The 19539-nt window shown below is 55.3% G+C and carries 21 protein-coding genes; 19 read left to right on the top strand and 2 right to left on the bottom strand.

What is annotated here, in order from left to right; translation table 11 throughout:
- Positions 1 to 380 precede the first annotated feature (380 nt).
- On the bottom strand, positions 381 to 1319 hold the full coding sequence (locus ACIGHL_RS19570) for a hypothetical protein (protein ID WP_128121734.1): 939 nt from the start codon (positions 1317 to 1319) through the stop codon (positions 381 to 383).
- A 234-nt stretch (positions 1320 to 1553) separates the two neighbouring features.
- Here ACIGHL_RS19570 and ACIGHL_RS19565 point away from each other — a divergent pair, with 234 nt between their 5' ends.
- The 12 genes from ACIGHL_RS19565 (at position 1554) to ACIGHL_RS19510 (ending at position 11596) form a co-directional block, all read left to right on the top strand.
- Entirely contained in the window at positions 1554 to 2270 is a 717-nt protein-coding gene (locus ACIGHL_RS19565; protein WP_128121735.1) for a PDDEXK family nuclease, read from the top strand.
- Positions 2267 to 4177 (top strand): TnsB C-terminal domain-containing protein, encoded by a 1911-nt coding sequence (locus ACIGHL_RS19560; RefSeq protein WP_128121736.1) that lies wholly within the window; start codon positions 2267 to 2269, stop codon positions 4175 to 4177. Before ACIGHL_RS19565 ends, ACIGHL_RS19560 begins: the two co-directional genes overlap by 4 nt.
- A 10-nt stretch (positions 4178 to 4187) precedes the next feature.
- Entirely contained in the window at positions 4188 to 5180 is a 993-nt protein-coding gene (locus tag ACIGHL_RS19555) for a TniB family NTP-binding protein (RefSeq protein WP_128121737.1), read from the top strand.
- Positions 5177 to 7057 carry a TniQ family protein gene (locus ACIGHL_RS19550; protein WP_128121738.1) on the top strand — a complete coding sequence of 627 codons (1881 nt, stop codon included), beginning with the start codon at positions 5177 to 5179 and terminating at the stop codon, positions 7055 to 7057. Before ACIGHL_RS19555 ends, ACIGHL_RS19550 begins: the two co-directional genes overlap by 4 nt.
- Entirely contained in the window at positions 7051 to 7386 is a 336-nt protein-coding gene (locus ACIGHL_RS19545; RefSeq protein WP_128121739.1) for a hypothetical protein, read from the top strand. The genes ACIGHL_RS19550 and ACIGHL_RS19545 overlap by 7 nt, the downstream gene beginning before the upstream one ends.
- A gap of 13 nt (positions 7387 to 7399) precedes the next feature.
- Positions 7400 to 7813: a DUF6957 family protein gene (locus tag ACIGHL_RS19540; protein WP_128121740.1), complete on the top strand. Its 414-nt coding sequence runs from the start codon at positions 7400 to 7402 to the stop codon at positions 7811 to 7813.
- Between the two features lie 2 nt (positions 7814 to 7815).
- Positions 7816 to 8214 carry a DUF6957 family protein gene (locus tag ACIGHL_RS19535; RefSeq protein ID WP_128121741.1) on the top strand — a complete coding sequence of 133 codons (399 nt, stop codon included), beginning with the start codon at positions 7816 to 7818 and terminating at the stop codon, positions 8212 to 8214.
- A gap of 101 nt (positions 8215 to 8315) precedes the next feature.
- Complete coding sequence (locus tag ACIGHL_RS19530) at positions 8316 to 8606, top strand: hypothetical protein (protein WP_128121742.1); 291 nt, start codon at positions 8316 to 8318, stop codon at positions 8604 to 8606.
- Between the two features lie 28 nt (positions 8607 to 8634).
- On the top strand, positions 8635 to 9372 hold the full coding sequence (locus tag ACIGHL_RS19525; protein ID WP_128121753.1) for a metallophosphoesterase: 738 nt from the start codon (positions 8635 to 8637) through the stop codon (positions 9370 to 9372).
- A gap of 21 nt (positions 9373 to 9393) precedes the next feature.
- Positions 9394 to 9750 (top strand): hypothetical protein, encoded by a 357-nt coding sequence (locus tag ACIGHL_RS19520; RefSeq protein WP_241509304.1) that lies wholly within the window; start codon positions 9394 to 9396, stop codon positions 9748 to 9750.
- A gap of 7 nt (positions 9751 to 9757) precedes the next feature.
- The gene (locus tag ACIGHL_RS19515) at positions 9758 to 10351 is read left to right on the top strand and encodes a hypothetical protein (RefSeq protein WP_128121744.1); all 594 of its coding nucleotides are present in this window, start codon (positions 9758 to 9760) and stop codon (positions 10349 to 10351) included.
- A gap of 327 nt (positions 10352 to 10678) precedes the next feature.
- A complete protein-coding gene (locus ACIGHL_RS19510; protein WP_146760190.1) occupies positions 10679 to 11596 on the top strand; it encodes a hypothetical protein in 918 nt (305 codons plus the stop codon).
- Between the two features lie 4 nt (positions 11597 to 11600).
- Here the strand turns inward: ACIGHL_RS19510 and ACIGHL_RS19505 are convergent, their stop codons facing one another.
- Complete coding sequence (locus ACIGHL_RS19505; protein WP_128121746.1) at positions 11601 to 12572, bottom strand: hypothetical protein; 972 nt, start codon at positions 12570 to 12572, stop codon at positions 11601 to 11603.
- 10 nt (positions 12573 to 12582) lie between these two features.
- Here ACIGHL_RS19505 and ACIGHL_RS19500 point away from each other — a divergent pair, with 10 nt between their 5' ends.
- From ACIGHL_RS19500 to ahpF, 7 genes are all read left to right on the top strand, one after another.
- On the top strand, positions 12583 to 13596 hold the full coding sequence (locus ACIGHL_RS19500; RefSeq protein ID WP_216707023.1) for a competence protein CoiA family protein: 1014 nt from the start codon (positions 12583 to 12585) through the stop codon (positions 13594 to 13596).
- Between the two features lie 113 nt (positions 13597 to 13709).
- The gene (locus ACIGHL_RS19495) at positions 13710 to 14792 is read left to right on the top strand and encodes an ATP-binding protein (RefSeq protein WP_128121748.1); all 1083 of its coding nucleotides are present in this window, start codon (positions 13710 to 13712) and stop codon (positions 14790 to 14792) included.
- Positions 14793 to 14815: 23 nt separating this feature from the next.
- A complete protein-coding gene (locus ACIGHL_RS19490; protein ID WP_128121749.1) occupies positions 14816 to 15376 on the top strand; it encodes a DNA-binding protein in 561 nt (186 codons plus the stop codon).
- A gap of 104 nt (positions 15377 to 15480) precedes the next feature.
- Entirely contained in the window at positions 15481 to 15654 is a 174-nt protein-coding gene (locus ACIGHL_RS19485) for a hypothetical protein (RefSeq protein WP_181690058.1), read from the top strand.
- 9 nt (positions 15655 to 15663) lie between these two features.
- The gene (locus tag ACIGHL_RS19480) at positions 15664 to 15996 is read left to right on the top strand and encodes a YegP family protein (RefSeq protein WP_128121750.1); all 333 of its coding nucleotides are present in this window, start codon (positions 15664 to 15666) and stop codon (positions 15994 to 15996) included.
- 665 nt (positions 15997 to 16661) lie between these two features.
- The gene (locus tag ACIGHL_RS19475; RefSeq protein WP_128121751.1) at positions 16662 to 17840 is read left to right on the top strand and encodes an SEL1-like repeat protein; all 1179 of its coding nucleotides are present in this window, start codon (positions 16662 to 16664) and stop codon (positions 17838 to 17840) included.
- Between the two features lie 512 nt (positions 17841 to 18352).
- Positions 18353 to 19539 (top strand): alkyl hydroperoxide reductase subunit F (gene ahpF / locus ACIGHL_RS19470; RefSeq protein WP_499176601.1); only part of this gene is annotated, 1187 nt, incomplete at its 3' end.

The following is a 19539-nucleotide window of genomic DNA, read 5'->3' as shown; positions in this document are numbered from 1 at the left end:
GCCCGCGCGCAACTGGTCAACTTTTTCTATGGGGTGAAGGCTGTTGGACAATTTTCAGCCATCACTCAGCTAAACCCCTTCCCAAGCGCTGCCATCCTCTCCCTGGAGACCTTTTCGAGGACGCGCCGCCGATTCCGACAGGAGATTAATACAAGTGAATCCTCACTAGGCGTTGCCAGATGCAGCAAGCTTTCGAACGCACCGGTCTACTCTGCACGCGTGACCAACTCTTGGGCCAGGGTTGAGTCAGAAGGTAGTAGTAGCAATGCGCTGGAATAGCGTTTCACCGACATGGCTAGCGTGAGCAGCTCTTCGGCTCCGGGCCCTCTTTCAAGGAAGTTTCGCCCAGGCGCGGAAATTACACGCAGTGCTGTGGGCATTCAGATGCCAAGGCCGTCTTGTATCTTTAAACGCTTAATAAAATTCGTTTCCTCAGTCGCGGTGGTTCTAAGGTATTCCTCATAACTGCGTGTGAATCTTGCTTGGGGGAGCTCAGGGGTATAACCAAGGCCCAAGACCCGCAGATCATCTGGGCGCTCGGGGGCTGCCCCAGTCCACGTCAATTGATGCGGTGCAAAACGCCCGTGCCCTGATTCGACCTCCGCTAGCAATTTCGCGCTATCGTTTTCGAAGAACACCGAAAGTGTCAGCCGGTCATGAAAGTCTCGAAAATACGCGAGGCGCAACCAGCCGGTGTCTTCATGCAAGGGGCTTCCGCCAAGCCAAAGCGACAGCTCGGCTAGATGCAGCAACACCTCACTGCGCTCCGGAAACACCATCCACACCTTACGCGCCATGTGGCGGCGCGCGAGAGCCAGTTCATAGAGATCCATCGCCACCCCGCTGGCTTGCCGCGAGTCTCCTCCGACTTTGCAGAACAGCACGGCTTGAGGATCGCCTTGGCTGTCCAGCACCGCAGCGGTGGGCGCTTGAAACACATTGGCGCTGGCGGATTTCAACACCGCTCCGTCAGGTGCTTCGAAAAACTCCAAGGGTGTTGCGGCTAGGTAGCTAAACAGATCCCTAACCAACCCCTTTGCGGTACGCCGTTTTTCAGCGCGGGCATTGATGGCGTGTGCCAGCATGGGGCTCTGACTGCGTAACTCTGCGAGTCGCTCTGACAGCGCTGAAATACTGATCTGGTTTACTAGGGCTCCAGACAGAAGCTCCTCTGCCAGCAGCGGCGCAATACGTGAAATCTTGTCGAGCAGCTCCATGTGCACGTAACTGCATCGAACCTGCAACTGATCAGCTTCGGGTAGGCAGCGCTCTAGGTAGCGCCCGGCAGAAACCATACGGCTGAGCGTTTTCTGATTCATCCCCAGAGCTTGGGCGACGCTGGCCATTGTGGCGTCTTGCCCTTGCTGCTCGAAGGCCCGCTTAGCGTTGAGATAGGTATCAAACCAGCGGCTATCGACTGTCCGAGCCATGGCTCTCCTTGCAAGGATTAGCGATTCAATTCGTAGCCTATTACAGAAATAGGTTGACGGGCAATGAATCCACAGCTACTAATTGTTTGCATAACGTAGCTGGTTAACGAAATCGGAGAAGAAATGCATCGCGGTCTTGAGGCTGTACCTGTAGCGCGCAACGTGTCGAAACGCACACGCCGGGGGCGGCCGTGCCATGTGTTTATGTCCGCCAAGGCAGGCAGGCTCATCTCAATGGAGAGTTATGAGGAGTACAAGCGCGCTGTGCTGCTAGAGCTTGATCCACGAGTGGTGTGTTTTAGCGAGCAGCCTTGGACAATGGAAGTGAATAGCGGGGAGATTCGTCCGACACGAGATGCGTTCAAGCCGGTCACCGCTGATATGCGCTTCTACACGCCTGATTTCACCGTGCGCCTAGCTGGTGGGCGAATTTTGATTGTCGAAGTGAAAAAGGCCCTCCCCTCCGATGAGCGCTCCGAGAAGTACACCTTGGTTAAGTGCCGCTGCCAGGAAAACGGGTTTGAGTTCCTGATGCTTGAAGGAGCTCATCTCAGCGCGGCGCTCCTGCGCAACTGCGAATACTTGGTTAGAACCTCGGCTGAATACCTGAAGAAAACGCTGCCGGAGATGCTTGAACGGTTGTTGGAACTGTCTCAGCAGCGCACCCGTTGGACTTACACAGATCTCGCCCAATTAGCGCCACACGGCGGTTTTGGCGTTTTTATCGGAATTGCATATGGAATTTTTCAAGCGGATTTGCAACGCGATCTGTTGTCTGGCCAGGGAGTGATTACACCCGCCTTGGGAGAATTGACTCACCTACAGCTCGGTTTTGTATGAACAATCGGCTGCTCAAACTCGGCGATCTGGTTAACGACAATAGCCAATTGTGCAATGTGCATGACATTCGCTTGCAGACTGATCAGATCGTGCTGGAAGGTGCCGCAGGCAATCTCGTTTTCTACGGTGTCAGCGAGTTCAACAACCGCGTTGCCCAAGGCCTTACCAAACCGGTGTTCTCACAGCGCGCGACCAATGAAGAGGGGCCATCCAGAGAGCTCTCTTTGACCGAAAAAGATGCGCTTAAAGCGCGGTTGGACGTGCTCGCGAAAGTGAAGCCACTTCGCGAGTTAGGAGTGCCGTGGCAAGAAATTGCACCCATGTTAGGCGTGAACGCATCCAAGATGCGCACGATTCAGCGCTGGTACTCAAAGTACACCAGTGTTGTTAATAAGCAGTTGGTCGCACCGCTCTACTCGGCTCGCGGTAATCGAGGGTCGAAGCTTTCCGAAGTAACCGAGCAAGCACTGCAAGAGACCCTCCTTGAGTTCTTCAAGGAGTCTGATCGCTTCTGCGTTACCGCGATTACCGAGCTGGTGAACACCCGGGCTAGGGATATCTGCGCGGAGTTGAGGTTGCCATTTACAGGGGTGTCGAGGCGCTCAGTCTCACGCGCCATTCGTAGGATTGGCAACTTTGAATCAGTAAAGGGCCGATTGGATTCACGCACAGCCCGGCAGATTCTGCATGCCGCACTGGAGTTGTTGTGTATCGAGGCGCCATTCGAACGGGTCGAATATGACTCGACGGTGCTAAACGTTCACATCGTCAATGAGCACGGCGTTGTGATCGGCAAACCCACGCTTTACCTGCTGATCGATTGTGCTACCGGCGCCATCATCGCTTTCTACCTGACGATTCAAGCTGAATCTGAAGAGACCTTTCTCAGGCTGCTTGAGATGGCGTTCATGCCCCGGGATGAGCTCTTCTTGCAGCGTTATGGCGTCAAGCAAGCACTCACTCCACCTGCGCTGTGGCACAAGATGTGCGGCGACAACAGTGCGGCGCATCATGGCCAAGGGATGTATCACGCGCTCTGGTACTTAGGAGTGGCAAATGAGTTTTCGCAAGCTGGAAAACCTCAGTCGCACCCGTATGTGGAGCGCACGCATGGATCGACGAAAACCGGCCTGATCAAAAAGCTCTGCGGTGCCAACTTGTCGGAAGAAATTCTGGAGAAAAATCCGGAAGGGCGAGCGGTGCACGAAGCCGGATTGACCTTGCCTCAGCTGGAAAATCTGGTGGCGAGGTGGATCTGCGATGTTTACATGAATAAACCACTGGAGCGCCTGACCTATCGCTTTGGATACCGCTGCTCGCCGCGTCAGGCGATGAATGAGCTGGCGAAAATCTTTCCACTGGTGCCACCGCCGACCCCCGAAGAGTTTCGGGAGGCCTGCCTGCAATATCGCAGCAAGAAAGTTGTGCTGACCAGCCAAGGAGTCGTGTTCGAGACGTTCCGGTACAACAGCCAAGAGCTTTATGAGCTGTATCTGGCGGCACCGCGAAAATCCAAAGTGGAAATTCGCTGGCACCCGCTGGATGTCAGTTCAATCTCAGTGGTTTCGCCACTCGATCAGAAAGTCATGATCACGGTGCCGAACAAGCAGCGCAACCTGCCACCGATGAGTTTCGGTGAAGCGAAACAGATTCGCCGCCAACTCTACAAGTCGGATGCCGAGCTAACCGAGGAGGCGTATCACCAAGCTGCCGTTGAGCTCTATCGAGACATTCACGCGTTGAACAAAGCGGCCAAGGTCGCTAATCGCAAGCGGGGTGCAAGGGCGGCGGACAAGCAGCAGCAAACGAAAGCACTTCAGGCGAACAAGGCCACCAGAGCACCAGACAAGGTTGCTTCTTCAATTCTTGACTTGCAGGCGCTGACACCTGCGCCGACGCGCAGCTGAGGTATTCCAGGTGTTCCAGCCACTATCGACACAGCGAGTCATGCACCGGGAGTTCCAGAAGGCCTATGACTTTGCACGAGGTATCGTCGAGCGGTCTGTAGAGGGGGAGCGGCTGATCGCCATGCTCTTGGGCGTGCCTCGGCAAGGGAAATCGCTGATCAGCGAGCTGCTGCTGGCGGACTTTCCTTCCTGCTCGGTTCAAGGTCTGCAAGTGATCCCAATCGTTCGCGTCGTAACGCCAACAAGGCCGACGAAGAAGGCTATGGCAGAAGCAATCATTGACGCGCTAGATAAGCGTCGCTACGGGCGCTATACGGCCGAGCAGGCAACGGCGCGAGCCAGCTTTCTGCTGAAGTCAGCCAAGGTGCGAGTCCTTCTCTTCGATGAGATTCAGCATGTGGTGGAGCGCAACACCGCTAGGAGCTGGTATGAAGTCGCCGACTGGCTCAAGACGTTGTCTGATGGGCTTAACCTGTCGCTGCTGTTGGTCGGTTTGCCGGCGGCGCGAGAGATCCTGTCAGTCAACCACCAGCTGCGAGACCGCGCTACCTCTCCCCACATCATCTACCCATACAACTGGAATCACCCAGCGGATATCAAGGAGTTCTGTCGCTGCTTGCTGTCTGTTTCGGAGGTACTGGCCCAGCAGGGCTACACACTGCCATCTATGACGGATCTTGACCTTGTCTGGCGTTGTTATGCCGCCACCCATGGGCGTTACGGAATGGTAGTCAAGCTGTTTGAAGAGGCGAGGCACCAAGCACAGAAAGCCAAGGTCAAGACCATCACGATGCAGGCACTCGCCGATGCTTTCCAGGTGAGCGTAGGCGATGAAGGGGAAGTGGGAAATCCGTTCGAGTCTGATGCTGAGCTTAGCGATAGCGTTTTGGTGCAGCGCTATGTCGCTTTGCTGAATGAATCCGGGTTGAAGGCACCTCGGCAGAAAAGAGTTCAGAAAAGCACATCCGGCGATGCCAGCGTTGATGGGGGCGGCCAGCGATGATGCAGATTCACCTAGAGCCATTCACTGATGAGGCACTACACAGCTACCTGCTGCGGTTGGCTCAAGGTTATGGCCTTGAGAGCAGTAAGCAGTTGCTGAGAGCGGTAAATCTAAAGCCTCGTCTTTGTTATGACCAAGAGCAGCTTAGGGCGTTGGGGGAAGAGTTTGGTCTGAGCCTCGACGTGCTAACGGCGATGAGCCCAAGCCATGCTGCCAAGGCGCCGATCTCTGACATGAAGTATCAGCGATCAGTATGCAGCCCTATTTGCCCCTGCTGCATCCGCGAAGCTCCCTATGTTAAAGCCATGTGGGATCACGAGCTGATCACGGCATGTCCGAAGCATGGTGTGCTTCTGATGGATGCCTGCCCCGGGTGTAGTGAGCCGATTACGCGTGACCGGAAGTCGATCACTCATTGCCTGCATTGCAATTTCCCCTTTGCTGATATCAGCGCGAATTCCGCAGAGGACTTCGACCTGGCCATTTCTGCGTTGATTGCCGGAGCAGAGTATGGGGCCAGAGGGTTACTTCCAGCTGCCCTCCAGTGTGGCAGCCCACCGTTAGATATCGCGGCGTTCCTGACCTACCTGGCGAGTCATATTCAGCCCAGTACGCTACCTGTTCGGACAGGGAGGGAAGCGCGTCCGAAAACACTCCAAGAGTCGCGCGCTGTGCTGATGCGCATCTGGTCTGTGCTTGGGCAGTGGCCAATTGCGTTTGAGAATTTTATTGAGGCACGGATTCGCGAGGGTGAGGGTCGCTCCGTTCATCAGCGTGTAGGACGGTGGTTAGCTGTCTTTCATAAGCAGTTTGATCACGAAGTCTACGGCTTCTTTACAGAGGTGACTGGACGTGTTTTGGCATCCCATTTTGATGGCTGTTTAAGGCCCAGCATGCGAAAAAGGTTGCTCGGTGCTGATGGCGTCGATGCTCTGCAATGGTTCTCAGCTGCGGAAGCCGCTCGGCTACTAGGAGTGGCGCCAGACATTCTTACGAACCTGGTCATCACACAGCAGGTTCAGGGGAAAATTCACCAAGAGGGCACAAATCGGATCATTGCCATACGACGTGCGACTCTCGATCAAATTGCTGCGCAGCGAGCGTCTTATCTCTCGGCAATGGAAGCACGCCATCGCCTGAACGTTTCGAAAAATTTCTTTGAGCGGTTTATCCAGGCCGGTGGCTTGCGTCGCTACAAGCGCGACGAGCGTCCGGTATTGGTGGCCGGCGAGTTCCGAGTTGAAGACGTCGATCAAGTGATCCAGCAACTGGCGGGGGGTGTCCGCCAAAAGTCCAAGGCATCCGTATTGATCGGCCTGCAAGACATTTCAGCTAAGCATGGCATCTCCAATAGCAAGATCGTCGGTGTATTGCAGGACATCCTCCATGGAACCATTCGCCCGGTGGCGCATGTCAGCTCAGTGCCTGGACTCGCCGGTTTGCAATTCGACAAAGCCGAGATCGAGCAGCGGATTCGGGACAATGACCCTGACGTTGTCCTGAGCGTTGACGACCTGGCGCAGGTGTCGGGTTGGAAAGCCGGCGTGATCAAAAAGTGGATTCAAGGTGGGTATCTGAAGGCGGTTGAAGAGCGGCACGGAAAAGCCAAGCGCGATGTTGTCCCGGTCTCTGCGCTAATCCAGTTTCTGCTGACTTACAGCCCGACTGCTGAGCTCTCCAAGCAGCTGAACACTAAAACTCAGTACATGATGCAGTCGTGGCGCCCGGCACGTATCGAAACCGTTGTGCCGCCGCAGGACGTGGGCGGCGGGCAGCGTGGGTTGCTGGTGCGAACCGCCGATCTGGCACGTGCGGCGCAGTTGCGCCAACCCACCATTGCTGAGCTAGCTGACCAGTGGGAGGCCTCCTCGTGCTGACGCGCTATCAAAAGCTACGACTCGTCGATGCGCTTCTGGAGCGCTACCCGGACGAGGTCATCACCGGATACGTGATGAATGCCCGCATCGTCTCCGCCTGCCTTGTTGGCGCCGTCTATCAAACATGGGGCTACGCCCAGGGTGAGCGGCTCATGTCCGGTGCCATCACACAGATCATTCAGTACGAGCGGCGCTGGCTGATCAAAACAATCGACGGTGATTGCCTCTCCATAGTGAGCTTTGCCCCCGGTGGGCGACGGTCGCTGCTGCACCTGACCGCCCTTTTTGAAACAGCGGCCCTAGCGCATTCGCGCTGGTGCCTCCATTGAGCTGGGGGAGCCTATGAGCCAGCAAACTGCTCGAATCGCCCTGTTGCAAGCGCCCGGCACGGCCATGATCGGCCATCAGATGGCGAACGCTCATGCTATTGATCTTATCGCCGAAGGCTTTCCGGGCCGCCATTTTTGCCTCGTACGCGATTGGATCTGGGTCGATCTTGAACTGCCGAACGGCGTCCGCGAAGAACTCAACCGCATACAGCTTCTGCCGGTCATGTTGTACGCAAACTGTGTAGTCACAGACAGCCTGGGTCGTTTCGACGAAGGGGACTGGCTACGCAGTACGCCGTTGATGGCGTTCAAGCAGGGCTGCCTTTTTGAAACTCGCGACACGGTTTACGCGCTCCTTGGCCATGGCGTGCGCAAGCGTGCGGAGCTCAGTGCGATGGTGAAGATCTTCCGGGTGGAAAGAGAATGACGATGAAAGACCTCAATGCGGTTACGGAAATGCTCTATGGCGCCGGACAACCGATGGCCGGCTCAGACATGACTGACGCGCAAGCGCTGGCGCATATAGAAAGCCTTCGTTTGAACACTGGGTTCTGTTTGGTTCGGAACTGGATCTGGCTGGATCTCGACGTCACCGACGAGCAGCGCACCGTTTTGGAAAAGACCCAACGCCAACCCGTGATGATCTATGCCCACAGCGTTATTTATGACTCCGCCCGGCGTTGGGATGTCGGTGATTTTGTCCGCACCTCACCGCTACACCGCTTTGATGAAGGCTTCCTCTTCAAGACCTCCAACACGACTTATGTGCTGCTTGGCAATGGCGTACGCAAACGCGCCGCGCTGGAAACCGTCGGGCGAATTTGCTGATGGTGTTGGTCAGCGGTTGGGGATTCGAACCCGGCTTCGCATAACACCAATTCGGTTAGATGGCGGGACGACCTCTGCCACAGACGCTAGGAGTGATCGTGATGGGTAATCCGACGCAGACCGATGCCAACATTCACTGCGCCGTGTGTGGAGAAGCCACGCGTGTGCCGGGATATGGCCAGCAGTACGGCACCTTAACGGCATTTTGGGGGTATGGCGCGCAGCATGATGGTGAGCGGTACCAGGTGCACTTGTGTGAGTCCTGTTTCTTCCAAACGCTGACCTATCTGCGTCAGGAGCGCCGTATCCACACATTGTTCGATGATGAGCAACCGGCAGACGGCCAGGTGTTTGGCCGGATCGCGCGCGATGACTTTTTCGGCGAGTCGTAACTCACTTTCAACGCTAATGGGCATGACGATGCGTATTCACTTGCTTTCCGATCTGCACAACGAGTTCAGCCTCTTCAGCCCGCAAGTTCGAGATGCCGATGTCGTCGTCTTTGCCGGTGACATCGATGTCAAAACGCGTGGTGTGGCCTGGGCCAAACAGGCCTTCTCTGGCCCTGTTCTATACGTGCCGGGTAACCATGAATACTACGGTGGCCATCTGAGCCGTACCTTGGAAAAGATGCGTGCGGCGCAGGATGAGCGGGTGCAGGTGTTGGATCGAGATGAGGTGGTCATCGCGGGCGTGCGGTTTCTCGGCGCAACGATGTGGACGGACTTTTCCGCGACCGGCAATCCACCCATTGCCTCACTCAATGCGCAAAGTGCCATGAACGATTTCCGGCAGATTCGCACGGAAAACTTTCGGCGCATCCGGCCTGCTGACCTCGTTGAGCAGTCTGTGAAAACCCGCGATTGGCTGCGCACTAAGTTGGCTGAACCTTTTGATGGCCGCACCGTGGTGGTCACCCATCACGCCCCTACCCTGCGTTCGCTCCGGGACAATCCGCATGCCGGTGACCATATGGATGCTGCGTATGCCAACCGCTGGGAAGACCTCATGGGTGGTGATCGGGTGGCGCTATGGGTGCACGGTCATTCGCATACGGCGGTCGATTATGACGTCGCGGGTACGCGCGTGGTGTGCAATCCGAGGGGCTATCCCGGCGAGGATACCGGCTTCAACGCCAACCTGGTTCTAACGCTGTAGTCGGTCATGGGGGAGATCACAGTGAGCACACATTCTGATTCTGATGCAGATCGTCTGGCTGAAGCGTTCAATTACGCATTCGGTGAGCCGGTAACGGCATATCTCACCGACGCGGTGATTGTTTCATGCTGCGGTTTCGGTGTTATGCACAGGCATGTCAAAGCGGAGCCGTCTGGTCGGTTTCAAGATGGCCACCGGCTGAGGACGTCGGACATTCTTCAAGCGGAGCAGTGCGGGCCATACTGGATTTTACGAACGCTCAGCGGGAGCTTTTATGTGATTGTCAGCTTTCACCCGCACGGTGGTCGGCAGTCACTTGAGGCGTTTCTCAAACTTCGTGAACAGGGCGTTCACCTGACGCCTCATCACCTACAGTGAGGAACTGATGTTGAATCAGCCCATCAGCGACGAAGTCACGCGTCGAGCCCAGCGTTTGGGAAAAGCATGCCATCCTGTGGTGGCAGAACGGCAAGCTGATGAGTTGGCTCGCTATGCGCGATTAACATCCGCATGCGACGCCCTAGAGTCGTTCATTGGCATTCGTTCGCCAGCGGATGAAGACGTCTTCGACCTACTCGCCCAACGGCGTGGCCAGATTGCCGATGTGCTCGCTCAGGCCAATCTGGAGGCTTTTCAGCAAGAGGCCGAGCCGGGAATCTACTTGGCTATCCCGTACTTCGCCGGGTGTTCTGACAAGCAACCTGTTTGGCTCGTGAATCGAACGTTGCGGCGAATCACCTACATACGGCCATCTTGGTACGCATTTGTTGCGTGCACAGTAATCGAGCCTAATAAAAAGCTTAGGATCAATGAGTACTCAATGGGCGGGGACGGAAATTTTGTCAGCAATCGGCGGTTTGTGTTGCTGGTTGAGGGTGAGCGTGGAGAGTGGTGCGTTAGCATCTCAAAGCGTGCCGGCTATCTGTGGCATGAGCACTTGCGTGGACTGCATTTGCTGAAGATGGTTAAGAGCCTTTAAGCAGCCATGCAAATGCGCGCGACACGTACTGCATGGAGCATCGAATACTTCAGCGTCTTTCACTCGCTGTAGTGTCGTTTGTGTTTTGCGATGGGGGCCTCAGCAATGCGAGAAGAGTACGACCGCGCTCAGCTGTTAGATGAGGTCTGGGCCGAGCCGGTGACATTGGTTGCGCCACGCTATGGATTGTCTGATGTCGGACTTAAAAAGCTCTGTCGGCGTTTGCAGGTGCCAACACCGGCGCGTGGACACTGGGCTAAGGTAAAGTCTGGGCGAGGCATTCCCCCTAAACCCCGGCTTAAAGCCTACAACGGTGATCCTCGGCATTTGCTGAAGCCACTGAAAGTCCACCGCCCTCGTTCGGGGGCGAAGGAACTGGTTGATGAACGCTTGGCCGCCGTAATTGACTACGAGCACGATCCGACACATCTCATCAAAGTGCCGATACGCGTTACGCGTTGGCATCCTCTTGTAGCTGCTACACGTGATGCCTTTCAGGCCGGCTATATAGACAGCCGTGGTCTGCCGCTGCCCGGTGGCAAGGGACTCCATATTGCAGTCTCATCCGAGCAACGTCCGCGTGCGCTGCGCATCGCCAATGCGCTGGTGCGGGCCTTGGAGGAGCGCGGGTATTCCTTGGTGCCAGGAGAGCATCATCTGGACGTGCAGATGTTTGGTGTACGCCTGTCGTTGAGCGTTTTTGAAGCGACGAAGCGCTCGGACTATGTGCCAAGCGACGCGGAGCGAGCGGCCAAAGCGCGTGGCGATTGGATGTATTGGCCGCGCTATCGCTATACCCCGTCTGGGAGACTGGAGATCCGCATCGGTGGTGGTTATGGCGGATCGGTCAAAGATGGCGCGCACCAGGTTGTGGAAGAGCAGCTGAACAAACTCATCATTTGGATGGCCAGGCGGGCCGTGAGTATTTTGCAGTTCCGCGAAGAGTGCGCTCGCGCGGAGGAGCTTAGGCAGGCTCAGCGACGTGAGGCGTTGGCACAAAAAGCCGTGCAGGATGCAGAGAAGGAGAAGCTGGAGGCCCTCAAAGTGGCCGCGCTTCGCTGGCAGCAAGCGCAGGTCATTCGGTCTTATCTGTTGGCCATGGAAAACCGGGCGGTTGGTGGCTTCGGGGTGAATGAGAAGCAACGTGCATATTTGCTTTGGGCGCGGGCCAAGGCGGACTGGCTTGATCCACTGGTGGCAGCTCCAGATCCACTCTTGGATCAGGAGATCCGTATTCCCTACTAGATGTTTAGGTCGGTGGTGCATTGTGACGCGCTGCTACCGAGGAGAAGAGTGGGCCAAGATACGTCCCGCTCAGTGTCATGCGGTCGAAGCTGTACACATGTGCGTGAGGGCTTTCGATGCAACGCCCCACCAATGGGTAGTTCTGATCAGGTTTTCCGGGTTTTAGCTCGATGTTGCTCCCACACCATGGGCAGTCTGCCGAGAAGCGCACGAGGCGTGTCCAGCGGGATTTCTCATGGCGGAACATCTCTAACTCACAGCCATCCTCGCTCATGGCCATGACCCACAGTGGGGCTTTGACGACGCAGTCGTCGATGACGCGGAACCATGGGGCGTAGATGTGATGCCAGCCAAATATGAAACCCAACGCCGTTAATAGCAGAGTGATCAGGCTCCCCATAGAGATAGGCCCGTCGCGCAAGCTGAGGCTGAGCAACAAGACTCCCAGCATCGCCACCCAGAATCCGCTACCGAGCAGAATGGAACTGAGAAATGTGATGCCACGGACGCTGAGGTTGCGCATTTCTCCATCTCGCAGGAACAAGCGAGCAGCGAGCGATGGCTTGATTGAACCTTTGGCGGAGCGTCGGTAGGTGACCGTCGAGGAAGGTTCTATATCGGGCGTTTGTACCGTGTCATCTTGAGGCACCATCTCCAACCAATAAAGGCTGACGACGCCTCTGCCGCCACCCGGTTTGTAGCCGATTTGTAGGCGCTGCCCAGTTGATGATGGCTGGGCCAGACCCAGTGCTCGGCGCAGGATCGTGATGGAGGGAACCCAATCCTTGGGATCTGTTTCTTGCTCCGCAGCGGTACCGCAACCTGCTAGCAGTGCCTTGGCTTCGAACGTCAGTTTCTCATCGTAATCAGGACGAGCAAGGTGGGCATCGGCCATGAATGACAGGATCTCGTACGCGCGACCGCGCGAGGGATTCTCTGTTAGGTGTTGTTTAAGACGCTGAAGTACTTCGATCATGCAATTCCCTATGCTGTTGATTAAAAAGACGTTTAAACCGGAGATTCCGGAATGCGGCGGTTCTTGGAGGTTTTCTCTTCCGCATATTTTCAGTCTTGAGACCTTCTCAACTCCAGCGGAAAGTCTCATGACCATGACGATTGCAGTGGATGCCAGTGGCCGAGTTGTTTCGATTAACGAAGTGGTACGTGGCCTGGCTTGTGGCTGTCGGTGCATTGAATGCAATGAGGTCGTCGTTGCTCGCCAAGGGCAACAGCGGATGCACCACTTCTCTCATGCTTCGCAAAAAAGACCCTGTGAGGTAATGCCTGAAAGCTTTTTGCACCGATACGCCAAGCAAGTGGTGAAGGAAAGCTTAGGGTTGCAGTTGCCTCCGCAGCCGGGGCATCTCCCAGACTCTGAAGACCAGAGTTCTTGGTGGGATTTTGAGTCAGTCAAAGAGGAACCATGGATGGGCGATTTCAGGCCAGACATGATCGCAGAGCTAAAGGACGGCCCTTTGTTGATTGAATTTGCTTACACCTCCTTTGTTGATGACCAGAAGCAAGCACTGATCGAACAGTTGGGCATTCGTGCCGTTGAGGTGGATGTGAGCGATTTGGTGGTGACGCCTTCAGCTGAAGGGTTGCTGGAGCTCAAAAGAGCAATCCTGCATGACGCGAGCTCAAAGCAGTGGCTCTATCCGCCAACGCCTGTGACTGTTGTGGTTAATGAAGTCTCGAATCCTTTTGTCGAAATCATTGCCGCTCAGCATCCGAACCCACTGCCTCCGGTGCGTACGAGGTACACAATTCAGGGGCTTTGGGTTGATGTTCGTACACTTGAGTATGGTTCCGTGGCCGTGAGGTCGGTTGCCTACAGCCCTTTGATTGTTGACCAGCTCAAGCGACTAGCTCGGAAATACAGCGGGCGATATGTCGCGAAGTACAAAAACTGGGTGTTTCCATCTTGGGCAAGGTCGCTTCTTCAGCAGGAGCTTGAGGCCCTGGCCGATAGCGACCAACTGGTATCTGGTTCCCACTAAGCTATAGTGGCATCCAGCCAGCAAATTTTTCAGGTGGGCGGTATGGGATCGATAGGTATCCGTCGAGGTCTGGTAGACCCTCTGGATGCCAATAAGCCAAGGAGACTAGGTAGTTGATTGCTGACGTTGAGCGTTTTCTGCGCGAAAACCCAGGCTCAAAAGCAAGGGATATCGCCAAGCATCTCGGAGTGGACAAGGGGGAGGTGAATTCGCTTCTTTATAAGAGCCCCGATACGTTCGCCCAGGATGCTGGCCATCGGTGGTCGATGGTGATGAGTGTGCTGGCCGTTGTCCTTAAAAAGGAGGCGTGGGTGGACAGTGCCTCGTTTGAGGGTGCGCTGGCTGCTGTTGGGTCACCATTGGATTCCTTTTGCACAGGCGCGGTGTTCGTTGTGCCCAAGGGCTGCAAGATCATGATTGATGCTGCGGCGCGAATGCTGGCGCTATGCAATCAACTCGTGATGGTAGGCAAAACGGTGTCGATTGATTTCAGTGCCTGCAATGCAACGCTGAACTACTTCAATCGGCTAGGTTTTTTTGACCACCTAGCCGATGCCGTTGATGTTATACCGGAGCGTCCCTCCCTATCAGGGGCGGCAACCTACCGTGGCAACAATCATGGTGTGGTTGAGCTTGCTTCGATTGCTCCCGACATCCCCGATGAAACCATTCCCAAGCGTTTGAAAAATAGCCTGGTGGAGTGTGCAGGTGAACGCTATATGCAGTCCGCGTTCACCTTCATTTCGGAGCTATTCGGTAACGTGAGGGATCATGCAAAGTCCGAGATTCCGGGCGTTGCAGCTCTTCAGTACTACCCGAAAGGCCGCAAGATCCAGACAGTGATCTCTGACAGCGGGATTGGTATTGTCGGAAGCCTTCAGCGCATTTTGGAGCGGAGGTATCCGGAGCTTTTTCAACAGCTCGACTTCTCGAAACCAGAGGCAGGGCCGGAACTGCTCTTGCACGTATTCAAACAGGGGCGAGTCTCCAGTTCTGATGATGATGCTCGGGGACTCGGATTGAAACGCAGTGGTGAGGTGGCCGCTGATTTCAACGCAACGGTTACGGTGAGACAAAAAAACTTCGAGCTGACGATGGTCTACAGCGATGGACGATTCAATCGCAGCCACCATTCTGTGGAGATGCCAACCATCCTGGGAACCCATATCTGCTTTGACTTCTTGATTGACAGCTAAAGCCCTCTCGTTAAACTGAGCAAATGAATCAGAAATCAATCACGGTCAAGCTACGAGACTTCACCGAGGACGACCACCCTTTTGGCAATGTCCAGGGGAAGGCAACCTTTGGGAAGCTGCTCGACTTCGTTCATTCCCATCCGCAGTACTCCGTATTTGGAATCTCCCTGTCGGGCATAGAAGCGACGGATGCATCATTTCCGAGAGAAAGCGTGGTTGCTGTCGCGAAGCTTTTTAGGGGAGAGCGCGGCTTCTTCCTCAAGGATGTCAAAAGTCGAGACTTGCTGGATAACTGGAGCTATGCGGCCCAGGCCAAAGAGATTCCTCTGACTGTCTGGGCTGAAGACCATTACCAAGTCATCGGGCCTGAAATCAGCTCGTCCACGAGAGAGCTGCTTGATTGCGTGCTGCCGCAGCGCGCGGTTACTGCCGCCAAGGTGGCCGAAGCACTGAACACTTCGGTAGCCAATGCCAGTACGAAGCTCAAGAAGCTCAAGGATCAGGGGTATATCCTTCGAGCCGAGGAGACTGCTGAATCCGGCGGAATTGAGTACATTTATCGCGCCATCGGCGAATCTGCTTAAACAGCTTTACAAATCCAGATTCGGCGCGTAATGTTCGCCTCGACGCCAGAGGTTTTTTGCAGTCTCTGGTTAAACTGGATCAATTAAGCAGATAGGTGATCGATATGGCGACCAATCCACCGGCTGGTGATGGGCATCGCAATGGTGCGGTACGTCAGCGCTCCCAAACCCAGACGCCGTCTGGTCATTGGGTTAAACGTGACACGGAAACCGGCCAGTTCATGGACGTGAAAACTTCGGACAAGACGCCGTTCAAAGGCGTACGGAAAGAGAAATAGGAGCAGCTTATGAACGCGAAATACGAGATTTTCCTGGGAGCGGATCGTCAGTACTACTTCCGTTTGAAGGCGCCTAATGGAGAGAAGATCCTTGCTAGCGAAGGCTATACAACTAAGGCGAACTGCCAGAATGGTATCCAGTCGGCGAGGATCAACTCCCCATACGATGCCAATTACAAAAGGCTGCCATCCTTAAACGCCCAGTACTACTTCACTCTGCATGCAGGTAATGCTCAGGTCATTGGCAAGAGTGAAATGTATACTTCTGCTCAAGCACGTGATGGTGGTATTGCGGCGGTTAAGGGATATGGCCCGAGTGCTCCGGTGGTAGATCTCACCTGATCTGCCATGCTCCTACGAACCCGCTTCGGCGGGTTTTTTGTTGCTTCGGGCTGTTCAGTCCCAATTGGAGTTATCCTCTGACGTGGGCCGGCTTTCAGAAATCGGCGCCATTCAGTGGCAGGCTGCGATTGCTCTTGCCAGGTGATTTCAACAAGGGCGTAGAGGGAGTCCCATGCGGCTCCCTGATCTCTCGCTGGCCGGGAAGCTTGATAGCCTCCTGAGTAAAGGACTCTGTTCGCTGCTTGGTGGACTATCCAACGCACTCATTTGCTACTGGGCTTACTGGTGTTGGTAGGTCGGCATGCGGCTCAGCAATAAAATTCCCTGCACTCCCGATGGCAGCGACAGCTCAAAAGATGATCAATTATTGCTGAGCCATAATTTCTTATTAATCTGGACAATATTCGCTTGTGGCTTGTGGCTTGTGGCTTGTGGCTTGTGCATGGGTCTTCAGGACATCTGACAGTAGCGCCGTGCTCGACTTTGCGACAGCTAGCTAGCTAGAATCTGTTGCAGGCGCCAGCCCAACTTGCACACGAGTTAAAAAAGGCTTCGCATTCCTTCGATTCATATCTCTCTAGCTGAGAAACCCTTCCAAGCCTGGATGTTCGGGGCTTAAACGTGTGCCGGTTCGCTCCGTACGTCAGGCGATGAGGATTGGTTTCATGGCTTTCAAAGAACTCGCCTACACAACCAAGCAACAGCTTGAATTTGCTACTCGGCAGTCATTTCGCCATTCACACATCTATGAGCTGCTAGCAGCGAGCTTTGGGTTCAATACCCGCGCTTCGTTGGATGCTGCGCACATCATGGCCGTAACGGAGCGCCCGCAAGAGCCTGTAGCTTCCTCCTTAGCAACACTTCACCGTCGATTAGTTGAATTGGGTTATGAAGCTGTCGCTGACACGGCTGGCGCGGCCTTGCTAAGCATGATTGCTGATCAGCGTCTGGGGGTTACCTCTGTTGAGTCCGTTATAGATGTCCTGCAACAGGATCATTGGGCATGTCGAGAAGAGTGGTATGAGGTTGATGAGTACGAGGATGAAGCCCCGGGCTCTGAGTCAGTAGGCAATCCGTCACCATCACTCGCCCCCGCAAAAATCGCATTGTTGATTGATGGTCTGAACGGTGCGGCTTCGAGAGGCAGTGCGGCAGCTCACTACGCTTTGGCACTTATATATAGAGGTGATGACCTCAGCGAAGAAGAGAGCTCATCCTACTGGTATTCGCTGATGGAGCAGGGGCGTGATCTTCATGGGGTGCAGCTTGAATGGGCGACGGTCTACAAGACGCACCTGCTCAACACCGAGCGAGAAGCACTTCATTTGGCTGAGGCTGCACGTCTGGGATGGGCGGATGCTAGGTTGGATATTGCTCTTGAGAAAGCGCAGCGTGCTGAGCATCAAGGCGACCGCGGGCAGGCTGAGCATTGGTACAAGGAAGCCGCAGCTTTAGGGCATGTGGAGGCGATGCGCGCTCTGGCTTGGTTGGCAGAGCAGTCCCGCGACGCTGATTCCGCAAGGCATTGGAATCATCAGGCAGCTTTGCATGGTGACGTTGATGCGATGCGTGATTTGATCGATGAAGATGACCATGGCAATTTATTCGAGAGCTGGGTCTGGGTGTACCTTGCTGAGCGTCTGGGAACCGACCTGCGCGAAAGTACGCTGCGGGCATACCACGATGGCGGTATGTATTCAGGCCAGGAGTACGATGATGATCAAGGTGGCCCTCTCTACGTCGATGGGAACGAGGGCGTTCAGCTTGAATCGCTAAACGCGTTAGATGGTGCGAGGGCAAAAGAGGCTGCACGGGAGCTCTTCCGCCAGATCAGCAGCTTGTAGCCCTCGACCAGAAGGCAGTCTGGGTAGACTAGTAAGGGGGTTTACCTACGACCAGAGATGAATTTGGGCTTTCATCAGCCTGCCTTCTCCCCTAGTCTGTGCAGCATTGACAGGATGCCAATCCTCGTTGACAGGCAGCCTACCTCCGGCTTGTGTGTTCGATCAGCAAGCTATGCGGAAAATGACATTTATTACGGCCATTCCGGCGAAAAATGCCACTTTATGCTGCGCAAACGTGTCAATAAGTATGTCCATTTATCTTGTAAGTTATTGATTTTACTAGGTCGTGGCTGACAGGTTTGTTGCCCACCGACAAATTCGATTCATGGTTATCAAACCCGGCGCAAGCCGGGTTTTTTGTTCCACGTGAAACATTGGTTCTTGATAGCTTGGCTACATGGCAGCGCAATGTTTATTCAATTTTCACAATCCAACTCCTCCCCGTAAGCTCAACGCCATCAAGAGTTCAGTTTCCCGTCCCTATGCAGGGACCACTTATTACGGGGTCTCCAATGCTCGACAGCAATTTGAAAGCGCAACTGAAAACCTATCTGGAAAAGGTCACCCAGCCGTTCGAGATCGTTGCATCCCTCGATGACGGCGCCAAATCCCAGGAAATGCTCGCCATGCTGGAAGACATTACCAGCCTGAGCGACAAGATCACCCTGCGCACCGACGGCAATGACGTGCGTAAACCTTCGTTTGCGCTCAACCGTATCGGTGGCGACATCAGCCTGCGTTTTGCCGGCATTCCGATGGGCCACGAGTTCACCTCGCTGGTGCTGGCCCTGCTGCAGGTCGGTGGTCATCCGTCCAAGACCGCACCTGAAGTCATAGAGCAGATCAAGAATCTCGACGGCGAATACAACTTCGAAACCTATTTTTCGCTGTCCTGCCAGAACTGCCCGGACGTGGTCCAGGCGCTTAACCTGATGGCCGTGCTCAACCCGAATATCCGCCACGTCGCCATCGACGGTGCGCTGTTTCAGGAAGAAGTCACCATTCGCCAGGTCATGTCCGTGCCGAGCATCTACCTCAACGGCGAGCTGTTCGGTCAGGGCCGCATGGGTGAAGAGGAAATTCTGGCCAAGCTCGACATCGGCGCGTCAGCGCGCGATGCCGAGAAGCTCAGCGCCAGGGATGCTTACGACGTGCTCGTTGTCGGTGGTGGTCCAGCCGGCGCTGCAGCGGCCATCTATGCGGCGCGCAAGGGCATCCGTACCGGTGTCGCAGCCGAGCGTTTCGGTGGTCAGGTGCTCGACACCATGGCCATCGAGAACTTCATTTCGGTCAACGAGACCGAAGGCCCAAAACTGGCCCGTGCGCTGGAAAACCATGTGCGCGAATACGACGTCGACATCATGAACCTGCAGCGCGCCGCCCAGCTTATCCCAGGCTCCGAAGGCGGCCTACACGAGATCAAGCTGGAGAACGGTGGCTCGCTGAAAGCCAAAACGCTGATCCTGGCGACCGGCGCACGCTGGCGCGAAATGAACGTGCCCGGTGAGCAGGAATACCGCGGCCGTGGCGTCGCCTACTGCCCGCACTGCGATGGCCCGCTGTTCAAAGGTAAGCGTGTGGCGGTCATCGGTGGCGGCAACTCTGGCGTGGAAGCGGCTATCGACCTGGCCGGAATCGTCGCCCAAGTCACGCTGATCGAATTCGACAGCCAGCTACGCGCCGATGCCGTGCTGCAGAA

It is taken from the genome of Pseudomonas sp. NPDC077451 (genome assembly GCF_044543345.1).
In the GTDB taxonomy this organism is placed as follows: Bacteria; Pseudomonadota; Gammaproteobacteria; order Pseudomonadales; family Pseudomonadaceae; genus Stutzerimonas.
This window is presented reverse-complemented; position numbering and strand designations above follow the sequence as displayed.